This window comes from Vibrio sp. KUL78 (assembly GCF_059725505.1).
In genome coordinates this window covers 2,678,162-2,700,885 of record NZ_AP045837.1, presented here as the reverse complement: position 1 = coordinate 2,700,885, position 22,724 = coordinate 2,678,162, and the positions used below count along the sequence as shown (strand labels likewise).

The following is a 22,724-nucleotide window of genomic DNA, read 5'->3' as shown; positions in this document are numbered from 1 at the left end:
CAATGCCTACCTTCCATGGCAGTGCATTCTCGATGTCTAGTTAAAGACTTCGGAATAGGTGATGTGGTTGATCCGATACTGCTTTTGGTAAACCTTCATTAGTGATTTGACCTTTTCGGATACAGGGAAGACACAATGGACATTGTGTCCTTCTAGGAAGTGGTTTTCTGCCATGTCCCAGAAGCTTTGAATAGAATTGCAAATAACTGTTCGCATAGATGTCACTCTTAGAGTTTTGGTGTTCACCTAGCAATCCTTGCACTGCCCGCCAGCTTGCTGCTTTTTGGGAGTCCTGTCACACTTACTGCTGTAACTTGGGCGAATTTTAGACAGTTATTGGCGAGTTGTAAAACAATTTGTGCCAATTAATGACGGCAATCGATTTCATACAATCAATTGTCGTCATCAATGGAATCTGAGCGCAGTTTACTAGACGGTGACGGAGAGTATTTTCGAACGACGCTGTAAATTGTATAAGTCCTGTTTGGCCATCGGCAGCGACTCCACGCCCACCTCAAAGAAGCCTTGTTCCCTAAACCAGTGCAGACTATGAGTGGTGAGCACGAAGATATGCTCTATCCCCTTCATTTTTGACTGCTGCTTCATATGATTAAGTAATAATACACCTCGGTTACCATCACGATAGTCGGGGTGAATAGCAACGCAGGCCATCTCTGCCATTTTCTCTTGCAGATAAGGGTAGAGGGCGGCGCAGCCAATCACTAAGCCATCTTTTTCTATGATGGTGAATTGGTGTATCTCTTGCTCGAGTTGTTCTCTAGAGCGGCGGACCAGTATCCCTTTTTCCTCGAGCGGCCTAATGAGTTCAAAGATGCCGCCGATATCATCAATATCGGCTTGTCTGACTTGCTCAGCACTCGCCATGACGATTTGAGTACCGATACCATCGATAGAGAAGAGTTCTTGGATAAGGGCACCGTCAATTTTGTAACTGATCAGGTGGCAACGTGGAATACCCGCTCGGCACGCAGACTGCGCACCGCGCAGAAAGCGCAGCGTGCCACTGCTTTGACCTTCGTCAGCAAGTTCATTGGCTTCAAATTTCTCAATAAGCTCATTGACTTCGCTTGGAAACAGCTCAGCAATGGCATTGCCTGCTTCATCAAGTACACCTTGCTCAGAGCAAAAGCCAATCAGTTTATCGGCATTTAATTTGATCGCGACTTGGGTCGCCACTTCTTCAGAGAGAAGGTTAAAGGTTTCTCCGGTCACGGAGCCAGCCACAGGCCCCAGCAGCACGATAGAGCCCTGGTCGAGAACTTGGTTAATGCCTTGAATATCGATACGGCGAACACGGCCACTGTGGCAATAGTCGATGCCGTCATCGACGCCTAGCGGTTGAGCAATAACGAAGTTGCCGCTGACTACGTTAAGTTGGTTGCCTGCCATTGGGGTGTTATTGAGGCTCATGGAGAGCCGTGCGGTGATATCGAGTTGAAGACGTCCCGTGGCCTGCATAACGTAGTCGAGACACTTCTCCGTCGTGACTCGAACCCCTTTGTGATAAGGGCAATGACAATCGTTATTCTCGAGTAGCTGATTAATTTGAGGGCGAGCGCCGTGGACCAATACCAGTTTGACGCCAAGGCTGTGCAGCAACGCAATATCGCTCACAATATTCGTGAAGTTTTTGTCAGTGAATGCTTCACCGCCCAGCATGATAACCATGGTTTTGTTGCGGTGTGCATTAACGTATGGAGTGGACTGCCGAAATCCTTTTACTAAGGCGGTACTACGGATCTTCACAATAATTACTCTGGGATTATTTATGTTGAAATAATGACTTTTTATTCAAGTTCGTGCAAGGAAAATTTTGATTAACCGTTGAGATGAGGTTGCTCATGCAAACCATAGGTGACAATATGAGTAAGGAAGCACAAGAAGGCAGATTATGAGTGACGGCAAAGAGAGTAGTATTGTCAGCGGCGTGAACGTGAATGTGGCTCAAAAGAGCGCAGTCAAACCTAATAAATGGCTGGAGCGAACATTAATCTTGCTCGCGCTGGTGGGCACCTTTGCGGTGGTTGGTCTGTATCAGGATCTATTTGGTCGCGTTCATCAACAGATTAACCCTAAAGCAGCGGTGTATGGCTTGTGGCAGGAGAAAGATGTCGCTCCGTTTGCCAGAGAGTCGTTTGAGCTCGGAGAAAATCGGGTGGTGATCAATAACAGAGTTGTGGCAACGTCATTTGAGATCTCTTCATCAGAACTTTGGTTTAACGTTGGCGTCACTGAATATCGTTATCAGTTTCTTGATAGAAATAAGACAGAAATTCGCCAGCTGTCACCAGCGCACTACAAGCCCACGTTTGTTTTGTCAGGAAAACACAAAAAAGACCTGAGATAACCCTCGGTTTTATTGCGATTTATTATAGAGTTTGCCATTCTGAAAGCACGATACATAAGGAATGACTAACTTGATCAAACGTATTTTGCCTCTAGCTTCCGTTTTACTGGTTTTTGGTTGTGCTCAAACAGAACGAGCGCAGCAATATCAGGACGGAGAGTTCACTAGCCTTCTCAATAAAACCGAGCAGATTGAATCCAACAAGCCTCGTAATTTTCAAACCTTTGCTGCGCAAGCCGATGAGGTGGTCAAAGCCTCTCCTTCGATGGCGGAAACCTATCAGCCACTCTATGAACAGCTTGAAGCCTGGGCGGTTCAAAGCGGCGACCCCAAGCAACTTGCTAACTACGGTGTTCAAGCAGCGCAATTAGGTGGTGGAGATAATAAAGGCAATGTGCTGTTTACCGGTTATTTTTCTCCGGTTATGGAGCTAAGACACAAGCCAGATGAAACCTTCAAGTATCCAGTTTATTCACTTCCAGATTGCCAACAAGAGTGTCCGACACGTGCTGAAATCTATGGTGGTGCGCTTAATGGTCAAGGGTTAGAACTTGGTTACGCAGATAATCTTATCGACCCATTCATTATGGAGGTGCAAGGGAGTGGCTTTGTACACTTCGGTGATGACGACACGCTGGAGTATTTCGCTTACGCAGGTAAGAACAATAAAGCTTATGTGAGCATTGGCCGAGTACTTATCGAACGTGGAGAAGTGCCAAGAGAGCAGATGTCACTCAAAGCGATCAAAGATTGGGTGATGAAGCAAGATGAAAAAACGGTACAAGCACTACTCGAGGAAAACTCGTCGTTTGTGTTCTTTAAGTCATTAGACGCAGCCCCAGTGCGCGGTACTGCAGGCATTCCTCTATTGCCGATGGCGTCGGTCGCGGGCGATCGCTCTGCGTTTCCAATGGGGACGCCAATCCTAGCTGAGGTTCCTTTGCTGAATGCAGATGGGACATGGAGCGGTGCACATGAATTGAGGTTGCTGATTGTTCTCGATACTGGTGGTGCCGTTAAAGGCAATCACTTTGACCTTTACCACGGTATAGGCGATTTTGCTGGCACTCAGGCGGGACACTACAAACACTTTGGCAGAGTATGGAAGTTAGGGCTTGAGAACTCGGCAACGGAAAATCCTTGGGGCGAGTCAGAAGAAACCCAATCCCCTCAGGCTGACCCTGCGACGAATTAGCGTCTGGAGTCTCTACCGTAGTTGATCTTTTCTAAAAGAGTGCGTATAAATCGCACTCTTCTTTTTTACTCGGAAAATGCAAGGTAACCCATGCGCGAACTGAACCAACCAGCCTCTGACAGCTATAACCAACGCTTTGGTGGCACTCGTCGACTTTATGGTCACAGCGAGGTCGATATCTTACGAGCGGCACATGTCTGTGTTGTCGGTATTGGCGGTGTTGGATCGTGGGCGGTAGAAGCATTGGCGCGGACAGGGATTGGAGAGCTAACACTCATCGATATGGATGACGTCTGTGTCACCAATATTAACCGTCAGATCCATGCGATGTCGGGTACGGTGGGCCAAAGCAAGATTGAAGTGATGGCTGAGCGAGTCAAACTTATCAATCCTGAGTGCAAAGTGAATCTGGTCGATGACTTTATCACGCCGGATAACGTTGCTGAGTATATCTCTAAAGATTTCGACTATGTGTTGGATGCGATTGACAGCATCAAACCCAAGGCGGCTTTGCTGGCGTATTGCCGCAGTAATAAGATCAAGGTGATCACCACGGGTGGTGCTGGTGGACAGGTTGATCCGACTCAGATCATGGTCGCGGATTTAACCAAGACGATTCAAGATCCATTAGCGAAAAAGCTCAAAGATACCCTGCGACGTCATTATAACTTCAGCAAAAACCCCGCTCGAAAGTTTGGCATTGATTGCGTATTTTCAACTGAGCAGCTGAAATACCCACAAGCGGATGGCAGCGTGTGTGGCGTGAAATCAACCGCTGAAGGACCTAAGCGTATGGATTGTGCGAGTGGGTTCGGTGCGGCAACCGTTGTAACGGCGACCTTTGGTCTTGTCGCGGTGTCTCGCATCGTAGAAAAAATTCTTCAAAAATACGCAGCGAAGTAGGGGCTGATTATGGCAAGCAATCCTTTTGGTACTGATATTCACGCTGAAGATGTTGTTGCTGTAATGGCAGAGCTGAAAGGCTGGGAAGATCGCTATCGTCAGGTTATCCAGTGGGGTAAGAAGCTTCCTGTCATGGAAGAGGCTTTAAAGCAAGAAAAGGTGCTGGTATCGGGGTGTGAGAGCTCAGTATGGTTGGTGCTTAACTGTGACAATGGACACTGGGACATTCAAGCAGACTCTGATGCGCGTATCGTTCGTGGTTTGATTGCGATTGTACTTGCTGCGTTTAATGGTAAAACGTCACAGCAAATTGCCGAATTTGATTTGCCACACTACTTCGAGCAGCTAAACCTTATCAATCATCTCAGCCCATCTCGAGGCAATGGTCTGCAAGCCATCGTGGAAATCATTCGCGAGCGAGCAATGAGCGAACTCTAGCGCATACAATACCAATAAAAAAACGGTGAACGCCTCGAGTGCTCACCGTTTTTTTATGTCCCGCTAAGTGATATGTCTAGAGCATATCGACGGCTTTCTTTACTGCTGCGACAAATCTTTCAACGTCTTCCACCGAGTTGTAGATAGCAAAGGAGGCGCGAACGGTACCTTTTACCCCAAGCGCATCCATCAACGGGTGGGCACAGTGGTGACCTGCGCGCACGGCAATGTTTTGTTGATCCAGTAGCGTCGCCAAATCTTGGTGATGAACACCATCCATGACAAAGGTGATGACACTCGCACCGGGTTGAAAACCGATGATCTCTATGTCGTCGAGTTGACTTAATCCATCGAAGGCAAGTCGCTGAAGGTGATGAATGTGCTGTTCGAGCTCGCTAGTAGGATATTGACTAAGCCATTCTATCGAACAAGCCAGCGCTAGTGCTCCGGCAACATTTGGCGTACCGGCCTCAAATTTCCCCGGAAGCTGACTGAATGTTGTGCCTTCAAACGAGACTTTTTCAACCATCTTGCCGCCGCCATGCCAGGGTGGCATCACTTCGAGGATAGCGAGTTTTCCGTAAAGAACGCCAATACCCGCAGGTGCGTAAAGCTTGTGTCCAGAGAAAACGTAAAAATCCGCATCGAGGTCTTGAACATCGGTTGGCTGGTGGACGATGCCTTGAGCGCCATCGACGATCACAATCGCCTGACTCTTGGCACGAGTCAGGGCGACGATATCTTTGATTGGTAGGGCTGTACCGGTCACGTTGGTCACCTGTGCGACAGCGACAATTTTGGTATTGCTATTAATAAGCGAGTCGAATGCGGTTAAGTCAAACTGGCACTGCTTGCCGATAGGCACTTTTACCACTTTCGCGCCCGTCTGCTCAGCCACAATCTGCCAAGGGACGATGTTCGCGTGATGCTCCATTTCAGACACCAGAATCTCATCACCGGGCTTTAGCGTGCTGCGCGCATACGTTTGAGCGATGAGGTTCAGGGCTTCGGTTGCGCCACGTGTCCAGATGATCTCTTTAGCACTGTCAGCGTTGATAAAGCGAGCCACTGCCTCGCGAGCATTCTCAAATCGTGTTGTCGCCATGGCTGTTAGCGAGTGGGAGCCTCGATGGACATTGGCATTTTGATTGCGATAGTAGTCGGTGATGCAATCAATGACGACCTGCGGTTTTTGAGTGGTGGCCGCGCTATCTAGATAGACAGTTTCTCCGTCGATAGCCGGAAACTGAGCGCGGATAGACTGCATATCAGGCATCGTATTTTCCCATCTTGTGGTAATGCAGGGGTTGGGTTGGTCACCATAGGCTCTGCCACTTCCCAGGCTTTCTCTTTGCCGCAAAGGGCGATGATGATTTCGACGGCGAACTCAAGCGCCGTACCCGGACCCTGACTGGTAATCAGGTTGTGGTTAATATCCATGGTGACGCGCTTGTCGCGCCAACGGTTTTCAGGGACATGGGATTTGAAACTTGGGTGACAAGTCATCAAGGCATCTGGGTAAAGCTTATGGTGCTGCAGAACCAGAGCAGGTGCGGCGCAAATAGCCGCCATGAGTTTGCCATCGTATTTGTGCTGGCGAACCATCTCAACCAGTAGTGTGCTGTCACGAAACACTTCAGAACCGCCGACGCCGCCGGGCAATGCGATCACATCGAACTCGTCGTCGGCCATATCAACTAATTTACAGTCAGCAGTGAGGGTCACTCCTCGAGAGGCTTTCATCGTTAATGCGCCATCAAAGTCGGCGCTAGCTACGGTAACCTCAAAACCAGCGCGCACCATAATATCGATAATGGTAATGGCTTCCATTTCTTCTGTGCCTGGGGCGATAGGGACAAGTACCTTTTTAGTCATGATGACTCCAGCTCGCTTCTATTTGCTTAATTTTTTGATACAGAGATAAGTTATTCGGTACATCGATTTTGTTTTTTGCAGCAATATTGACCACATAACCGTTGATAAAATCGATTTCACTTTGTCTTTTATTATAAATGTCTTGGTGCATCGACGAGTAGTTTTGTGCCGTAGATTGTGCCACATTCACAACGGTGTCGAGCATCGTAGATGCCTCTAACTTGACCCCATCAAAGCTCGCGCAAAAAACGGCTTCATCAACGATACCAGTTAGCTGTGCTCGGTACTCTTCGTTCGTTAGTTGACCATTGCGACAGTCAAGTATTGCGGTCAATGGATTGATGGCACAGTTGATGACCAGTTTAGTCCATAGCGCTTGCTGGATATTGCTATGCCAATGCGTTGGTGAAAAAGCATGGTCAAAGACCTCAGCGACAAACTGGCACTGCTGACCTTTTTGGTTCCAAGCGCCAATGAGTGTTTGCCCGTTTCCTGTGTGGTTAACGGCGTTGGTATTCACCTTGAGCGCACCGTGTGTGCTGGTACCCAGTAATACAGGTCGCTCGGTCAGTTCATCCGCAAGAGTATCGACCGTGCCCATTCCATTGTGCAAAAACAGGATAATAGCGTCATTATCGAGATGAGTCAGTAACGGGAGAAGCGCGCTTTTTACCTGCCAGGCCTTTAAGGTAACAATCAAAAGATCACAGTGTTTTAGATCTTCAAGGCTCTGATTATTGAATGCTATGTTTTCCCCATCATCGAGAGTTATCTCGGTTTTGCGAGACGGAGTACGTCCCCACAGAGAAACAGAATGGCCAGCGAGATGAAGTTTGTAAGCGTACAAGGAGCCAACGGCACCAGGACCTAGAATGGTAATGTTCACAATTATCTACGGGTAATGAGTGAAGCGAGAAGGATAGCAAAGTTAGCTAGGTTGGTCGAAAGCTTCGTAGGTGATTTTTAGGTACAAAAAATGGCGCCTGGGCGCCATTTTTTCGAACATCTAATACGAAGAGAATTAGAAGTTGTATTGTAGGCGGTAGATGATTGCATCACCGTAGTGCTGTTCGTAACCAGTTGACCCGTAAACGCCTAGCTTGTTTTGGAAGTAACGGTACTGAATAGCAGCAGTTAGGTGCTCAGTCGCGTGCCAGTTGAATAGCAATGCACCGTTAAGACCGGTTTTGCCACCTTGCGCACGAGCATACTCATCATTGCGGTCGAACTCGATTTCGTTCCAGTTTACAAACGAGAAGTTTTGACCAAATGCTTCGAAACCATAACGTGCAGTCCAACCAGCCATGTAGCCATTGCGACCGTTGATGTTTTGGCTCATGCCATCATCTACGCTGTTGAATGAGTCCCAAGATGTGATGTCGTGAACACCAATCCAAGGCTTGAAGAACCAGTTGTCGCCTGAAAGCGCAGTGTAGCCAAGACCTAGAACGCGGTTAGTTTCGCTTTGCGCTGGGTTGTCGTGGTGGTAAACCTGACCGTATAGAGAAACGCCAGTGTCACCTAGGTAAACGTGAGCAGAACCCTTGAAAGAGTTCTTCTGCTCAGAAGAGTTTTTCTCTACGCTCTCACGATCGTAAAAACCGTATAGCTCACCCCAAGTAAAACCTGCACCACCTTCGATACCTAGAACGAATTGGTTACGTTGTTTACCAACAGCGCCGTTGTCGATTTTGTTAGGACCGTGATCCCAGCTCTGGTGATCAAGATAAACACCACCAAAACCGTATAGATATTCTGCTGAAGCTGGCACTGCAGATACTGCTGCAACAACGCCAAGAGCTAAAAGTGATTTGCGCATAGTGAGAACTACTCTTCAAGTTGTACTGTAAATTGATCGCTTTCCGTGCGAATTCATCCGATGGGTGGGCATGATAGCGATTTGTGTCGCAAAGTAAATGTGCAACATCGCAAACGTTTACTAAAGTTTGTGATTTGCATCACAAATAAGGAAGGTTCAAGGGAACTTCTATAAAACGTACACAAAACAGTCAATTTTGTGTTGTGAATGGTTAACAACTGATCTATCTAGTTAACAAAGTCCTGCTGATCGGTTTGTTTTTGAGGGGCGTAGAAGCATCTGTAGTTAAAAAGGGAATGAAAATGAAACAGATAATGCTTTTTCCACTGCGTTCGGTGGTGCTGCCAGAAGGGAAGATGCGTTTGAGGATATTCGAGCCACGCTACAAACGTATGGTGACTGAATGTCTCAAACGAGAATCAGGATTCGGTGTCTGTCTAATCAGTAGCGATGCAGGTGCGGTGCCTAAAAAATGTGTCTGCGGTCGGAACGTTTGTAAGTATCGTCGATTTCGAGACTTTAGATGACGGCATGTTGGGCATAACCGTTTCTGGTATCAAAAAGTTTCGAGTCAAGCACGTTGAAGCCGATGACGATGGGTTGAGGCAAGCGACGGTAGATTGGTTAGAAGGTTGGGATACGGCAGAGCTCAGTGATGAAAATCAGTTCTTAGGTGAGCGTTTGCAAGATGTCTACAAGAAATTCCCACAGATCGGAGAGCTTTACCTACATCGCTTTTTCGACGACGCAGCTTGGGTCAGTCAACGCTGGCTAGAGGTGCTACCTTTAGATTGTAACCACTTTGAGCACCTAGTGACACAACCCGACTGCTCCGTTGCAATCGATTTTTTGACTCAGGCGTTCAAAGCGGGCGACATTGAAGAAGAAACGCGACACTAAGCGCAACTAGCGGTGATCGCTAACAAAGTTTATCGCGTAAAATGTAAGGTTATGGAGCAATACGGCATATCAACCCAAGGGACATAAGCATGATAGTAGAGAGTCCAGAAGCGCTCACCAAACAAGAGTGGGCAGAGTGTATGGAGAAGATAAAGCAGCGTGATAAGCGCGCCTTCGCCACTGTGTTTAGTTACTTTTCCCCTAGGTTAAAGCAGTTCACTTTCAAGCACATGGGAAATGAGCAAGTCGCCATCGAGATGGTTCAAGAGACCATGGCGACGGTTTGGCAAAAAGCGCATCTGTTCGACGGAAGTAAAAGCTCTCTATCAACTTGGATATACACCATTGCCAGAAACCTTTGTTTTGACATGCTGAGAAAGCAAAAGGGCAAAGAGCTGCATGTGCATGCTGATGATATCTGGCCAACCGATTACTGTCCGCCTGATTTTGTCGAGCATTATTCGCCAGAGACTGATCGACTCAAGGAGCAGATATTGAAGTTCATGGAAGAGTTACCTAAGGCGCAACGGGAGGTTGTGCGGGCTGTCTATTTGGAAGAGCTACCGCATCAGCAGGTCGCCGATATGTTCGATATACCACTGGGGACCGTGAAGTCCCGTCTCAGACTCGCAGTAGAAAAATTAAGACATTCAATGGAGGCGGAATAGTATGAGCTACCACCCAGAACAAGAGTTACTAAAGCAATTTGCAACGGGCGACATCGATTCAGCTCACGCCGCTGCTGTCGCAACGCATTTAGAGACATGCTCTCACTGCCGTCAACTTGTAGCCAAGTTTGAGGAAGAGGCTGCCGACGATTTGGTTGCCAGCGGTACTGAGGGCGCCATATCTGACAATGATCTAGCGCTCGTGTTCGAGAATATGATGAACGACATTACAACGCTAGATGCTGATTACAGCCAGCCGAAGGTGCGCTCTGCCGCTTCGATTGAGGTCAACGGCAAGACGTTCAAAGTTCCCGCAACACTCAAACCCTTCGTGGATCGAATGGGCGACTGGAAGAGTTACGGCGGCAAAGTGTTTACGTCCAGTATCGACCTCGACGAAGACTGTAAGGTGAGCCTACTTTATATCAGTGAGGGGGTACAGGTGCCTCAGCACACTCATAAGGGCTTTGAGTCGACGTTAGTGCTTCACGGCAGCTTTAGCGATGAAAATGGCTTTTACGCACAGGGTGATTTCATCCGAGAAGACGGTGAAACCAAGCACGCTCCGCAAACATCGGCTTCGCAAGATTGCTTGTGTTTATCGATTCTGACCGAGCCAATGATATTCACTCAGGGTGTGGCACGTATCTTTAACCGATTTGGTAAAGGTATGTACCCGTAAGATTCGCTGTATAAAAAAGCCCGCAACTGCGGGCTTTTTTTAGTTGGAGCTTTCAGTTTTAGTTTCTGATGCTACAGATTCATCGCTGTGTTTCGCTTTGTCGAGTAGGTCACTGAAATAGTGACGTAGTGAGTAGAGCATAATTAGACTCGGTATCACCATCAGAGATGTGATGATGAAGAACAAACTCCAATCATTGAGTGCGTCCACCATTTCTCCACTAAATGACGCTAGGGTTGTCCGTCCGAAGTTACCCAAGGAAGCCAATAATGCATATTGAGTGGCAGAGAAGGCTTGCCCCGTCAAAACGGTGAGGAAGGAAACAAATGCCACGGTTGAGAATGCGGTTGTGAAGTTATCAACGATGATAGTCGCTAAAAACAGTTGCTCACTCGGGCCCACTTTCGCAATCCAAGCAAACATAAGGTTACTCGCACTCATCGCGATACCACCTATCATTAAGCCCTTAACAATGCCGAATCTGACGTTAACCATACTACCCAGCAGCGTGAAGGCGATCGTTGCACCCCAGCCGATGAGTTTGGAGTAGTAGCCAATCTGCTCGTTGCTGAAACCAATCTCTTTGTAGAAGGTAATCGACATGCGCCCAAGGAAGGCTTCGCCAATCTTAAACAAGAAAACAAATAACAATAACGTGATTGCGACTTGTACACCGTTGCGGCGGAAGAAATCCAAGAATGGCTCCACGACGGTTACCGATAACCAGCTAGTTACTCGATTTGATACTACTTTACTGTGGCGCGCTTCTGCGGCAGCTTGCAGCGCTTCACGATCAGTTTTCGGCTCGCCCACGAGCAGAGTGAACAGCATCAAAATGACGACGATACCCGCCATACCATAGTAAACGCCATTCCAACCCATTGAGTCCGCGTTGATGAACGCTAAGTAGCCAGGCAGCGAATAACCGGTCCACCAACCAATCACTGCCATTGCAGAGGCTTGAGGTAGTTTGTTTGACTCTGATTTTGGGAAAGTATCAATACGAAATGCATCAATCGCGATGTCTTGCGTAGCAGAAGAAATCGCAATGCATAACGCCAGCATTGATGTGAACATCAAGTTTTCGGCTGGGTTGACGCCGGCGATAAACAGTGTGCCGACTAAAATAAAGCTTTGGCACAAGAATATCCAACTTCTGCGCTGTCCAAGAGAGCGGTGAAGTAGCGGAAGTTTAACCCTGTCGACTAAGGGAGCCCAAAGGAAGTTAATTGCGTAGACGGCAAATACGGAGCCAAAATAGCCGATAGCGGCACGAGTGAGCCCAGCGTCTTTGAGCCAGCCAGACATGTTGGAGCCAATCAGCACCCACGGGAAGCCGCTGGAGCAGCCCATCATAAAGACCCAAAGCAGTCTTTTATCCCAGTAGCTTTTGACTGTGTCCAGCCAGGTCATTTTTTGTTCCACGTACGGGCTCCTTGTGAGTTTGGCAGGTGGGGAAAGCAGGTAAGAAACAAACGAGAGAGGCATGCCTCTCTCGTTTGTTAGGGGTTAATCTGCAAGTCGTTCTACTTTAGTGATAATGATAGGGTCCAAAGGTACATCGCTCATGCCACGCGTGCTGCGAGTTGGCTTTTGTCCCATTTTCTGAACCACATCGAACCCTTCAACAACCTTACCAAACACCGCGTATCCTGGATTGGTCACGCTGTAGTTAAGAAAGTCGTTATCGACAAAGTTGATAAAGAACTGGCGAGTAGCCGAGTTTGGATCGCGTGTGCGTGCCATAGCGATCGTTGCTGTATCGTTATCTAGGCCATTTGAGGCTTCATTCTCAATTGGTGAGTAAGTCGGAAGGCGTTTGAACTCTTTGTCAAAGCCACCACCTTGTGCCATAAAGCCCGGAATAACTCGGTGAAATTGGCTGTTCACATAGCTGCCATCATCCACGTACTTCAAAAAGTTCTCAACACTAATCGGTGCTTGCTCTTGATTGAGTTCGATAACAAAGCTACCAAGGTTGGTTTCGACTTCAACCTTAGGTCCAGCAAACACGCTGGTGGCGACTAGAGCAAGGGTTGCGACAATTGATCTAAGCATTAGAAACGCTCCTTCATGTAATCTTGAAGTTCTTTATCATTGGCAATTTCTTTAAGTACCAAGTTGACGGTGTCGTTTAGTACTGTTTCGATGTCATCATTAGATGCGCTCATCAAACCAGAACGATTCGCTGTTCCAGTATAGGTCTTCACTAACTTACCTTTTGCATTTTCTGCAGTCAGCTCCAGAACAACGTTCGCGGTCATGTCATTTTCCATAACGGTGTGTTTTACAGACACCAGCGCTTCTTGCACTTCTACGTTCAGTGCGTTTTCACTGTTGACAGTCACTTGGAAACCTTGAGATGAGAATTGATTCACAAGAGCATTCTCAATGCCGATACGAAGATTTTGACGAGTGTGGACTGGTGTGATGTTAGAGCGACCGTTATCAAGCAGAGCAACATATTGCGCAGTTCGGACATCTTTGCTCGATAAAGCCATCGACTTGTTTTCTACGACCTTAGCGGCGCTTGTTGTCGCTTTTGGAGCAAAGTTCACTTGTTCTTGTTGAGGGCTTGCACATGCGGCAAGCAAAACGACGGAAGCCGCTAAAACGAGCTTTTTCATTAATGATTCCTTTTCACACTCTAAATTTTCTTAAGCTTTTATCTTTGCTGCGGTCAACGCAAAACGTGCCTGCACCGCATCATATCTAATTCTTATTTCGTGCACGATTTGTATAAGGCAACTATGACCCAAACTTTACTTAGTTGCCTGTAAAATAACAAATTTGGCGTTGGAAGCTACACGCTTAACGTTATGCTTGCCAAATAGACGTGCCAATTTTTTATCGTAGCCCAGGTGACGATTACCGATAACCATTAATTCCCCTTGAGAGCGAAGAACATGCTTTGCATCACAGAACATCTGCCAAGCGATATGGTCGGTGACTGCTTGCTGCTGATGAAAAGGAGGGTTGCAGACCACGAGGTCTTGAGATTCAGCATTGAACCCATCAAGACAGTTGTTGGCGACAAATTGGCAATCAGAATCTGGCAGCTGGTTGATCTCAAAATTGTTTTTCGCTGAAGCCGTTGCCATGTAGCTTTCATCTACAGCGGTGATTCGTGCTTGCGGAAATGTCTTCTTTAGCTTCAAAGAAAGCACGCCATTACCACAGCCGAGGTCGACAACATCCTTGTCATTAGCGTCGAGTGCAGAGAGATGCTCTAGGATGAAGCGAGCGCCCAAGTCAAGACTTTCTCCAGAATACACATTAGGTAGGTTGGCTAGGGTTAACCCATGTTCGGGTACTTGCCAGCTTGTATATTCTTCTACAGCACTTTCACTTTTTTTAGATAGAGCAGTAAACACTAGGCGGTGCTTTTTCCACGCCAGCGATGTCGTGGTGGTGCCACCAAACTTTTCGAACAGCTTAAGTGTAGATGTATGGATCTCTTTTGCTTTGTTCACAGCGATGAGCTGACAACGGTCTCCGTACATTTGTACCAACTGGTTTAGCTGCCATGTGAGATAGCGGTTGTTGCGAGGTATTTGCATCAAAACAATATCGATGTCTTCCGGTAAGGCATCGGTTGAGTGTAATAGCTTTACACCATCAACTTGGTTATTCGCGAGGTTACTTAGGATTCCTTGTGTAGAGATAAAGGAGTCGGTCACCGTTGTCACATTGTGTTTATCAGAAAACCAGCAACTCAAGGCCCCAAAACTGTCATTGAGGATCAGTATGTTGGATGAGCTAGGTAACGCCAGGTCTTCAACGTGCTGAATCAAGTATTCGTCGCCAGCATCCCAAGCTTGCAGTTGCTCATTGGCAAGCTTTGGGTAGCGAAAAAGTGAGTAGCTGCGTTCCAAGAGGTTAAGTTCTGTTTTCATAATTTCTTGATTTGGTGACAATGGTTGTATTTTGACAAAATCCCAGTGGTTCCGCCAAGCAGAAAGTCATTTAAGGGGAGATTATTGATTAAGTAAAGTATATACTTTACCGACTATATAAAAATAAAAGTCGGTAAATACCCAAGGAAGTAAGATGATTCAACAAGCCATCGAGCAAAAGCTCCATCAAGCTTTCCATCCAACACATCTTGATGTTCGCAATGAAAGTAATATGCATAACGTACCACCTGGCTCAGAGAGTCATTTTAAGGTGATTGTCGTCAGTGACGTATTTGCTAACGAGCGTCTTATATCGCGACATCGTAAGGTCAATACGATTCTAGCCGACGAGCTAGCAGGGCCTGTTCATGCGTTAGCGATCCACACCTATACACCCGAAGAGTGGACACAAGAAAATCAATTAGCACCAGCCAGCCCGAATTGCGCTGGTGGTGGCAAGTAACAAAGAAACAGTTTTACGAGTGCGGCTAACACACCTTTGAGTAACAAAGTCAGGAAAGACTGATAAACGCTGTCTATCCTTGTAGGAATGGCTAATAAACGCATACCTCTTTAGGGGTAAATTATTAACAGCGTGTCAACATATAATGTTATGTGTTTTTGTTAACAGAGAATGTGTCAGGATGTGAATGAGCTAATCGCTTATTTTTAATAGCGTTAATAGTGCTTTGTGCGATCGGTCAAAGTTATACATATTCACAACCCCAGATGTAGCAAAAGTTTCGAAATAATGACGCTATAGCTGGGATTCGTCATGGCATCCCCTTTGTAAAAGATGCTAAACTACCGCACCAGAAAAATCTCGCATCGATTCTATGACGAGATTGTTAAAGTGATGTTGCTGCTTTGGTCTTTAAAAAGTCAAAGCCAGACACTCAATGTCGTGTCTAAATGTTACGCAATTTAAAAGAATCTTTTTCCCGATAAAAGTAGTGCAAGTGCGTATGATTACAATAAAGAAGGGCTTGGATCTTCCTATCGCAGGAACTCCTTCCCAGGTGATTAATGATGGTAAGTCCATCACTAAAGTCGCCTTGCTTGGCGAAGAGTACGTGGGTATGCGTCCAACGATGCATGTTCGCGTGGGTGATGAAGTGAAGAAAGGCCAGGTTGTTTTTGAAGACAAAAAGAACCCAGGCGTTAAATTTACTTCTCCAGCAAGCGGTAAGGTTATTGAAGTTAACCGTGGCGCGAAACGTGTCCTACAATCCGTCGTGATTGAAGTGGCAGGTGACGAGCAAGTTACTTTCGATAGCTACACAGCTGACCAACTAGCGGGTCTTGATCGCGAAGTGATCAAATCTCAATTGGTTGAGTCTGGTATGTGGACTGCTTTGCGTACTCGTCCGTTCAGCAAGGTTCCGGCGATCGATTCTACGACTCAAGCGATTTTCGTGAATGCTATGGATACTAATCCACTAGCAGCAGAGCCTGAATTGATTATCAACGAGCAAAAAGACGCGTTTGTTGCAGGTCTTGACCTACTGTCGAAACTGACAGACGGTAAAGTGTATGTCTGCAAAACAGGCACTAGTCTTCCTCGCTCAACTCAATCCAATGTCGAAGAGCATGTCTTCAACGGTCCGCACCCAGCGGGTCTTGTGGGCACTCACATGCATTTCCTATATCCAGTTAACGCGAACAACGTTGCTTGGAGCATCAACTATCAAGATGTGATTGCATTCGGTAAGCTTTTCACCACAGGTGAATTGTACACAGATCGTGTTGTGTCTCTTGCAGGCCCAGTTGTGAATAACCCTCGCTTGGTTAGAACACAGCTTGGCGCTAGCCTAGAAGACGTAACAGATAACGAGTTGATGCCTGGTGAAGTTCGAATCATTTCTGGTTCTGTTCTTTCGGGTACACATGCTACTGGTCCACACGCCTACCTAGGTCGTTACCACCAGCAAGTTTCTGTACTTCGTGAAGGTCGTGACAAAGAGCTGTTTGGCTGGGCGATGCCTGGTAAAAACAAGTTCTCAATCACTAAATCATTCCTTGGTCACCTATTCAAAGGTCAGTTGTTCAACATGACAACAACAACCAATGGTAGTGATCGTGCAATGGTTCCAATCGGCAACTACGAAAAAGTAATGCCACTTGATATGGAGCCAACGCTATTACTTCGTGATCTATGTGCAGGTGACCTAGACAGCGCTCAGCGTCTTGGTGCTCTTGAGCTAGATGAAGAAGATTTGGCGCTATGCACCTTTGTTTGTCCAGGTAAGTACGAATACGGTCAACTCCTGCGTGAGTGCCTAGACAAGATTGAGAAGGAAGGGTAATCCCATGCTTAAGAAATTCATTGAGGATATCGAGCATCATTTCGAGCCAGGTGGCAAACATGAAAAATGGTTTGCACTGTACGAAGCAGCGGCAACGCTATTCTACACGCCAGGTCTTGTAACGAAGCGCAGCTCGCATGTCCGTGATAGCGTTGACCTTAAACGCATTATGATCATGGTTTGGTTCGCAGTATTCCCAGCAATGTTCTGGGGTATGTACAACGCGGGTAACCAAGCGGTTATGGCACTTAACCATCTTTACACTGGCGCAGAACTTGCGGGTGTTATCGATGGCAACTGGCACTACTGGCTAACTCAAGGTCTTGGCGGCACGCTAGGCACCGACGCGGGTTGGGGCAGTAAGATGATCTTGGGTGCAACTTACTTCCTACCTATCTACGCAACAGTGTTTATTGTTGGTGGTTTCTGGGAAGTGTTGTTCTGTATGGTGCGTAAGCACGAAGTTAACGAAGGTTTCTTTGTTACTTCTATCCTTTTCGCATTGATCGTTCCGCCAACTCTTCCACTTTGGCAAGCAGCGCTAGGTATTACCTTCGGTGTTGTTGTTGCTAAAGAAATCTTTGGTGGTACTGGTCGTAACTTCCTTAACCCAGCGCTTGCTGGCCGTGCTTTCCTATTCTTCGCTTACCCAGCGCAAATCTCGGGTGACTTAGTATGGGTTGCAGCTGACGGCTACTCAGGTGCTACGGCTCTTAGCCAATGGGCACAAGGTGGCGAAGGCGCACTAATCAACAACATCACTGGCCAAACAATCTCTTGGATGGACGCGTTCATCGGTAACATCCCAGGTTCGATTGGTGAAGTTTCAACGCTAGCACTTATGATTGGTGCGGCAATGATCGTATACATGGGCATTGCGTCTTGGCGCATCATCGCCGGTGTAATGATCGGCATGGTTGCAGTGGCAACTCTGTTTAATGTTGTTGGCTCTGACACAAATGCTCTGTTTGCTATGCCTTGGCACTGGCACCTAGTACTAGGTGGTTTTGCATTCGGTATGTTCTTCATGGCAACAGACCCAGTTTCGGCATCGTTCACCAATAACGGTAAATGGGCATACGGCATTTTGATTGGCGCAATGTGTGTCATGATCCGTGTAGTAAACCCGGCTTACCCAGAAGGTATGATGCTAGCAATTCTATTTGCTAACCTGTTCGCACCTCTATTCGACCACTTCGTGATCGAGAAGAACATCAAACGGAGAGAAGCTCGCTATGGCAAGTAATAACGATAGCATTAAAAAGACGCTGTTTGTTGTTATCGCGTTGAGCTTAGTGTGCTCAATCGTTGTATCGCTTGCAGCAGTAGGTCTGCGTGACAAGCAACGCGCGAACGCGGTTCTAGATAAACAGTCGAAAATCATCGAAGTAGCGGGTATCGAAGCGGAAGGTTCGATTGCTGAGCTTTACAGCCAGTACATTGAGCCACGTCTAGTAAACTTCGACACTGGTGAGTTTGTAGACACAGCCCCAGATGGCAGCGACGCAAACAGCTACGATCAACGTAAAGCGGCAAAAGACCCATCTGAGTCTATCCGTCTTACAGCTGACCAAGACTTTGCAAAAATCATTCGTCGTGCAAACGTAGGTACAGTGTACCTAGTTAAGCAAGACGGTGAAGTGAGCAGCATTATCCTGCCAGTTCACGGCACGGGTCTATGGTCTATGATGTACGCGTTTGTTGCAGTTCAAACAGACGGTAATACTGTGAACGGTATTACATACTACGAGCAAGGTGAAACTCCTGGATTGGGTGGCGAAATCGAAAACCCATCTTGGCGTGCACAGTTCGTTGGCAAGAAACTGTTTGATGAAAACTTCAAGCCAGCGATTGCAGTCGTGAAAGGTGGCGCACCTGAAGGTTCTGAGCACGGTGTTGACGGTCTATCTGGTGCAACACTAACAGGCAACGGCGTTCAAGGTACGTTTGACTTCTGGTTGGGTGACATGGGCTTTGGTCCATTCCTAGCTAAAGTTCGTGACGGAGGTCTGAACTAATGGCTAATGCTAAAGAAATGAAGAAGAGCCTGATGGCACCGGTGTTGGATAACAACCCGATCGCTCTTCAAGTTCTTGGTGTGTGTTCTGCTCTTGCGGTAACCACAAAACTAGAGACAGCATTTGTTATGACGCTGGCGGTAATTTTCGTTACTGCACTGTCTAACTTCTTCGTATCTCTAATTCGTAACCATATCCCAAATAGCGTTCGTATCATCGTACAGATGGCGATCATTGCATCTTTGGTAATCGTGGTAGACCAAATCCTGAAAGCGTATCTTTACGATATCTCTAAGCAGCTTTCAGTATTCGTAGGTCTGATCATTACTAACTGTATCGTAATGGGTCGTGCTGAAGCATTCGCTATGAAATCTGCGCCACTACCATCGCTAATCGACGGTATCGGTAACGGTCTAGGTTATGGCTTCGTTCTTATTACTGTTGGCTTCTTCCGTGAACTGTTTGGTTCAGGCAAGCTATTCGGTCTGGAAGTACTTCCGCTAGTAAGTAACGGTGGTTGGTATCAGCCAAACGGCATGATGCTGCTAGCGCCTTCTGCGTTCTTCCTAATCGGCTTCCTGATCTGGGCAATTCGTACAATTAGACCAGAACAAGTAGAAGCGAAGGAGTAAGGCTGTCATGGAACATTATATTAGCTTAATGGTTAAGTCGATTTTCATCGAAAACCTTGCGCTTTCTTTCTTCCTAGGTATGTGTACATTCCTAGCGGTATCGAAAAAGGTTAAGACCTCTTTCGGTCTAGGTGTTGCGGTTATCGTTGTACTGACAGTGGCAGTACCGGTGAACAACCTGCTTTACAACCTAGTTCTTAAAGAAAATGCATTGGTGGCAGGTGTCGACCTTAGCTTTCTAAACTTTATTACCTTTATCGGTGTAATCGCAGCACTAGTACAGATCCTTGAGATGGTACTAGACCGCTTCTTCCCACCTTTGTATAACGCACTGGGTATCTTCCTACCGCTAATCACGGTGAACTGTGCGATCTTTGGTGGCGTATCATTCATGGTACAGCGTGATTACAACTTTGCAGAATCTGTCGTGTACGGTTTTGGTTCTGGTGTGGGTTGGATGCTAGCTATCGTTGCGCTAGCAGGTATCCGTGAGAAGATGAAGTACTCTGACGTTCCTCCTGGTCTTCGTGGTCTTGGTATCACGTTCATCACGGTAGGTCTGATGGCACTAGGCTTCATGTCATTCTCTGGTGTTCAACTGTAAGGTATAAGGAATAGTCAATGGACATTATTCTAGGTGTAGTGATGTTTACGCTGATTGTTCTAGCCCTAGTTTTGGTGATTTTATTCGCCAAATCTAAGCTAGTACCAACAGGCGACATCACGATCTCTGTAAACGAAAACCCTGATCTCGCGATCACCACACAACCAGGTGGCAAACTATTGAATGCACTAGCAGGCGCTGGCGTATTCGTATCATCTGCTTGTGGTGGCGGTGGCTCTTGTGGTCAGTGTCGCGTAAAAGTGAAATCTGGCGGTGGTGACATTCTACCAACCGAGCTTGACCATATCTCTAAAGGTGAAGCACGTGAAGGTGAGCGTCTAGCGTGTCAGGTAGCAATGAAGACTGACATGGACATCGAGCTTCCAGAAGAGATCTTCGGCGTTAAGAAGTGGGAATGTTCTGTTATCTCTAACGATAACAAAGCGACATTCATCAAAGAGCTTAAGCTACAAATCCCAGATGGCGAATCAGTACCTTTCCGTGCTGGTGGTTACATCCAGATTGAAGCACCTGCTCACCACGTTAAATACTCTGACTTCGACGTACCAGAAGAGTACCGTGAAGATTGGGACAAGTTTAACCTGTTCCGCTACGAGTCTGTCGTTAACGAAGAGTGCATCCGTGCATACTCAATGGCTAACTACCCAGAAGAAGAAGGCATTATTATGCTGAACGTGCGTATCGCTACGCCGCCGCCTAATAATCCTGATGTACCACCTGGTATCATGTCTTCGTTCATCTGGTCACTGAAAGAAGGTGACAAGTGTACGATCTCTGGTCCATTTGGTGAGTTCTTCGCGAAAGATACTGACAACGAGATGGTCTTCATCGGTGGTGGTGCTGGTATGGCACCAATGCGTTCGCACATCTTTGACCAACTTAAGCGTCTGAAGTCTAAGCGTAAGATGTCATTCTGGTATGGTGCTCGTTCTCGTCGCGAAATGTTCTACGTGGAAGATTTCGATGGCCTACAAGCAGAAAACGACAACTTCCAGTGGCACGTTGCACTGTCTGACCCAATGCCAGAAGATAACTGGGATGGTTACACAGGCTTTATCCATAACGTAATCTATGAGAACTACCTCAAAGATCACGAAGCGCCAGAAGATTGTGAATACTACATGTGTGGTCCACCAATGATGAACGCGGCTGTAATCGGCATGCTGAAAGATCTTGGTGTAGAGGATGAAAACATCCTTCTAGATGACTTCGGTGGTTAATCTTCCTTGAAGTAATGAACATGGCTGGCTCATGTGAGCTGGCCATTTGTTTTTAGAAATTGAGCTAAATAAAGAGTACTTTCTTTTACAGGAACATCATTCAAGACGTTGTAAACGTGAGTATTTTTAAATTCATTAGGTGAGTAAAGGCATGTTTCATCTAACCAAACAGTTAAAGGTTATCGTTGTCAGTTTGTTCGCAGCTTTTGTGCTGACGGCTTGCGGCAACAGTCGTGAACAAGTGCACTTGAGCGGTCCGACGATGGGCACCATATACAACGTGAAGTACATTACGGTTGATAATGGTCCAAAACCTGAGAAAATTCAGGCGGAAATTAACCGTTTGCTTGAAGAAGTAAACGACCAAATGTCGACCTATCGACAAGATTCAGAGCTGAGCCGATTTAATCGCTTTTTTGGCACAGAATCGTTTCCGGTGTCTAAGCAGACGGCGATTGTGGTAAAAGAAGCCATTCGACTGAATGAAGTGACGTTAGGCGCGCTGGATGTAACGGTTGGTCCTTTGGTCAACTTATGGGGATTTGGCCCTGAAGCTCGCCCTGAAGTCGTGCCTTCTGATGAGGAATTAGCCAAGCGTAAAGCGCAGACAGGTATTCAACACCTATCAGCGACGGATACAACATTGAAGAAAGATCTGCATGGTCTTTATGTCGATTTGTCGACGATTGCGAAAGGCTGGGGTGTGGATGTTCTTGCTGATTACCTTGATCGCGTAGGTATTGAAGATTACATGGTTGAGGTAGGTGGTGAGATGCGCCTTAAAGGCCTCAATCGTGAAGGTGTAAAATGGCGTATCGCCATTGAGAAACCATCTATCGACGAGCGCAGTGTTCAAGAAATCATTGAGCCTGGCGATATGGCGATTGCCACGTCAGGTGATTATCGCAATTACTTCGAAAAAGAAGGTGTGCGATACTCACACATCATCGATCCTTCAACGGGTAAGCCAATCAATAATAAGGTGGTTTCAGTCACGGTATTGGATAAGTCGTCAATGACGGCAGACGGTCTCGCGACGGGTTTGATGGTGTTGGGTGAAGAGAAAGCATTGCAAGTTGCAGAGCAACATAGCATTCCTGCACTTATTATCGTAAAAACAGAAGATGGCTTTAACGAGATTGCTTCAGAAGCATTTAAGCCTTACCTAAACAAATAACG

Annotated in this window: 23 protein-coding genes and 2 pseudogenes; 15 read left to right on the top strand and 10 right to left on the bottom strand. The window is 46.7% G+C overall.

The window, feature by feature from the left end; translation table 11 throughout:
* Nucleotides 1-36 precede the first annotated feature (36 nt).
* Entirely contained in the window at nt 37-216 is a 180-nt protein-coding gene (locus tag AC6I8Y_RS12620; protein WP_498020281.1) for a hypothetical protein, read from the bottom strand.
* A 213-nt stretch (nt 217-429) separates the two neighbouring features.
* Nucleotides 430-1,767: an amino-acid N-acetyltransferase gene (gene argA, locus AC6I8Y_RS12615; protein WP_498020280.1), complete on the bottom strand. Its 1,338-nt coding sequence runs from the start codon at nt 1,765-1,767 to the stop codon at nt 430-432.
* Nucleotides 1,768-1,912: 145 nt separating this feature from the next.
* On the opposite strand from argA, the gene AC6I8Y_RS12610 reads away from it, so the two are divergent.
* The 4 genes from AC6I8Y_RS12610 (at nt 1,913) to csdE (ending at nt 4,904) form a co-directional block, all read left to right on the top strand.
* Nucleotides 1,913-2,368 (top strand): DUF2850 domain-containing protein, encoded by a 456-nt coding sequence (locus AC6I8Y_RS12610; protein WP_252012166.1) that lies wholly within the window; start codon nt 1,913-1,915, stop codon nt 2,366-2,368.
* A gap of 70 nt (nt 2,369-2,438) precedes the next feature.
* Nucleotides 2,439-3,563, top strand: coding sequence for a murein transglycosylase A (mltA, locus tag AC6I8Y_RS12605; RefSeq protein ID WP_252012164.1), 1,125 nt, complete (start codon nt 2,439-2,441; stop codon nt 3,561-3,563).
* 90 nt (nt 3,564-3,653) lie between these two features.
* Nucleotides 3,654-4,466 (top strand): tRNA cyclic N6-threonylcarbamoyladenosine(37) synthase TcdA, encoded by an 813-nt coding sequence (tcdA, locus tag AC6I8Y_RS12600; protein ID WP_498020279.1) that lies wholly within the window; start codon nt 3,654-3,656, stop codon nt 4,464-4,466.
* A 9-nt stretch (nt 4,467-4,475) separates the two neighbouring features.
* On the top strand, nt 4,476-4,904 hold the full coding sequence (gene csdE / locus AC6I8Y_RS12595) for a cysteine desulfurase sulfur acceptor subunit CsdE (RefSeq protein WP_394150705.1): 429 nt from the start codon (nt 4,476-4,478) through the stop codon (nt 4,902-4,904).
* Nucleotides 4,905-4,980: 76 nt separating this feature from the next.
* Here csdE and csdA read toward each other — a convergent pair whose 3' ends face one another.
* The 4 genes and pseudogenes from csdA to AC6I8Y_RS12575 all read right to left on the bottom strand — a co-directional run bounded on the left by csdA (nt 4,981) and on the right by AC6I8Y_RS12575 (nt 8,598).
* Nucleotides 4,981-6,180, bottom strand: coding sequence for a cysteine desulfurase CsdA (gene csdA / locus AC6I8Y_RS12590; RefSeq protein ID WP_394150704.1), 1,200 nt, complete (start codon nt 6,178-6,180; stop codon nt 4,981-4,983).
* Nucleotides 6,173-6,779 (bottom strand): annotated as a pseudogene (locus AC6I8Y_RS12585) (DJ-1 family glyoxalase III). The gene csdA and the pseudogene AC6I8Y_RS12585 overlap by 8 nt, the downstream one beginning before the upstream one ends.
* Nucleotides 6,772-7,665, bottom strand: coding sequence for a 2-dehydropantoate 2-reductase (gene panE / locus AC6I8Y_RS12580; RefSeq protein WP_498020278.1), 894 nt, complete (start codon nt 7,663-7,665; stop codon nt 6,772-6,774). Before panE ends, AC6I8Y_RS12585 begins: the two are co-directional and overlap by 8 nt.
* A 135-nt stretch (nt 7,666-7,800) precedes the next feature.
* Nucleotides 7,801-8,598, bottom strand: coding sequence for an outer membrane protein OmpK (locus AC6I8Y_RS12575; protein ID WP_498020277.1), 798 nt, complete (start codon nt 8,596-8,598; stop codon nt 7,801-7,803).
* 302 nt (nt 8,599-8,900) lie between these two features.
* Between AC6I8Y_RS12575 and AC6I8Y_RS12570 the strand changes: the two are divergent.
* From AC6I8Y_RS12570 to AC6I8Y_RS12560, 3 genes and pseudogenes are all read left to right on the top strand, one after another.
* A pseudogene (locus tag AC6I8Y_RS12570) lies at nt 8,901-9,498 on the top strand (LON peptidase substrate-binding domain-containing protein).
* A gap of 89 nt (nt 9,499-9,587) precedes the next feature.
* Nucleotides 9,588-10,166 (top strand): RNA polymerase sigma factor, encoded by a 579-nt coding sequence (locus tag AC6I8Y_RS12565; RefSeq protein WP_234495369.1) that lies wholly within the window; start codon nt 9,588-9,590, stop codon nt 10,164-10,166.
* Between the two features lies 1 nt (nt 10,167).
* Nucleotides 10,168-10,848: a ChrR family anti-sigma-E factor gene (locus AC6I8Y_RS12560; protein ID WP_498020276.1), complete on the top strand. Its 681-nt coding sequence runs from the start codon at nt 10,168-10,170 to the stop codon at nt 10,846-10,848.
* 39 nt (nt 10,849-10,887) lie between these two features.
* Here the strand turns inward: AC6I8Y_RS12560 and AC6I8Y_RS12555 are convergent, their stop codons facing one another.
* From AC6I8Y_RS12555 to AC6I8Y_RS12540, 4 genes are all read right to left on the bottom strand, one after another.
* Complete coding sequence (locus tag AC6I8Y_RS12555) at nt 10,888-12,261, bottom strand: AmpG family muropeptide MFS transporter (protein ID WP_042477736.1); 1,374 nt, start codon at nt 12,259-12,261, stop codon at nt 10,888-10,890.
* Between the two features lie 96 nt (nt 12,262-12,357).
* Nucleotides 12,358-12,906 (bottom strand): peptidylprolyl isomerase, encoded by a 549-nt coding sequence (locus tag AC6I8Y_RS12550; protein WP_128649990.1) that lies wholly within the window; start codon nt 12,904-12,906, stop codon nt 12,358-12,360.
* Nucleotides 12,906-13,475, bottom strand: a complete 570-nt coding sequence (locus AC6I8Y_RS12545; protein WP_394150699.1) for a YajG family lipoprotein — start codon at nt 13,473-13,475, stop codon at nt 12,906-12,908. Before AC6I8Y_RS12545 ends, AC6I8Y_RS12550 begins: the two co-directional genes overlap by 1 nt.
* A gap of 135 nt (nt 13,476-13,610) precedes the next feature.
* Entirely contained in the window at nt 13,611-14,744 is a 1,134-nt protein-coding gene (locus AC6I8Y_RS12540) for a methyltransferase (RefSeq protein ID WP_394150698.1), read from the bottom strand.
* Between the two features lie 154 nt (nt 14,745-14,898).
* Between AC6I8Y_RS12540 and bolA the strand changes: the two genes are divergently transcribed.
* From bolA to AC6I8Y_RS12500, 8 genes are all read left to right on the top strand, one after another.
* On the top strand, nt 14,899-15,207 hold the full coding sequence (gene bolA, locus AC6I8Y_RS12535; protein WP_394150697.1) for a transcriptional regulator BolA: 309 nt from the start codon (nt 14,899-14,901) through the stop codon (nt 15,205-15,207).
* Between the two features lie 502 nt (nt 15,208-15,709).
* On the top strand, nt 15,710-17,050 hold the full coding sequence (locus AC6I8Y_RS12530; RefSeq protein WP_394150696.1) for a Na(+)-translocating NADH-quinone reductase subunit A: 1,341 nt from the start codon (nt 15,710-15,712) through the stop codon (nt 17,048-17,050).
* Nucleotides 17,051-17,054: 4 nt separating this feature from the next.
* Entirely contained in the window at nt 17,055-18,296 is a 1,242-nt protein-coding gene (locus tag AC6I8Y_RS12525) for an NADH:ubiquinone reductase (Na(+)-transporting) subunit B (RefSeq protein ID WP_234495373.1), read from the top strand.
* Complete coding sequence (locus AC6I8Y_RS12520; protein ID WP_394150695.1) at nt 18,286-19,068, top strand: Na(+)-translocating NADH-quinone reductase subunit C; 783 nt, start codon at nt 18,286-18,288, stop codon at nt 19,066-19,068. The genes AC6I8Y_RS12525 and AC6I8Y_RS12520 overlap by 11 nt, the downstream gene beginning before the upstream one ends.
* Entirely contained in the window at nt 19,068-19,700 is a 633-nt protein-coding gene (locus AC6I8Y_RS12515) for an NADH:ubiquinone reductase (Na(+)-transporting) subunit D (protein ID WP_042477579.1), read from the top strand. Before AC6I8Y_RS12520 ends, AC6I8Y_RS12515 begins: the two co-directional genes overlap by 1 nt.
* A gap of 7 nt (nt 19,701-19,707) precedes the next feature.
* Complete coding sequence (nqrE, locus tag AC6I8Y_RS12510) at nt 19,708-20,304, top strand: NADH:ubiquinone reductase (Na(+)-transporting) subunit E (RefSeq protein WP_042477581.1); 597 nt, start codon at nt 19,708-19,710, stop codon at nt 20,302-20,304.
* Nucleotides 20,305-20,321: 17 nt separating this feature from the next.
* A complete protein-coding gene (gene nqrF, locus AC6I8Y_RS12505; protein ID WP_394150694.1) occupies nt 20,322-21,545 on the top strand; it encodes an NADH:ubiquinone reductase (Na(+)-transporting) subunit F in 1,224 nt (407 codons plus the stop codon).
* 151 nt (nt 21,546-21,696) lie between these two features.
* Nucleotides 21,697-22,722 carry an FAD:protein FMN transferase gene (locus AC6I8Y_RS12500; RefSeq protein ID WP_394150693.1) on the top strand — a complete coding sequence of 342 codons (1,026 nt, stop codon included), beginning with the start codon at nt 21,697-21,699 and terminating at the stop codon, nt 22,720-22,722.
* Nucleotides 22,723-22,724 lie beyond the last annotated feature (2 nt).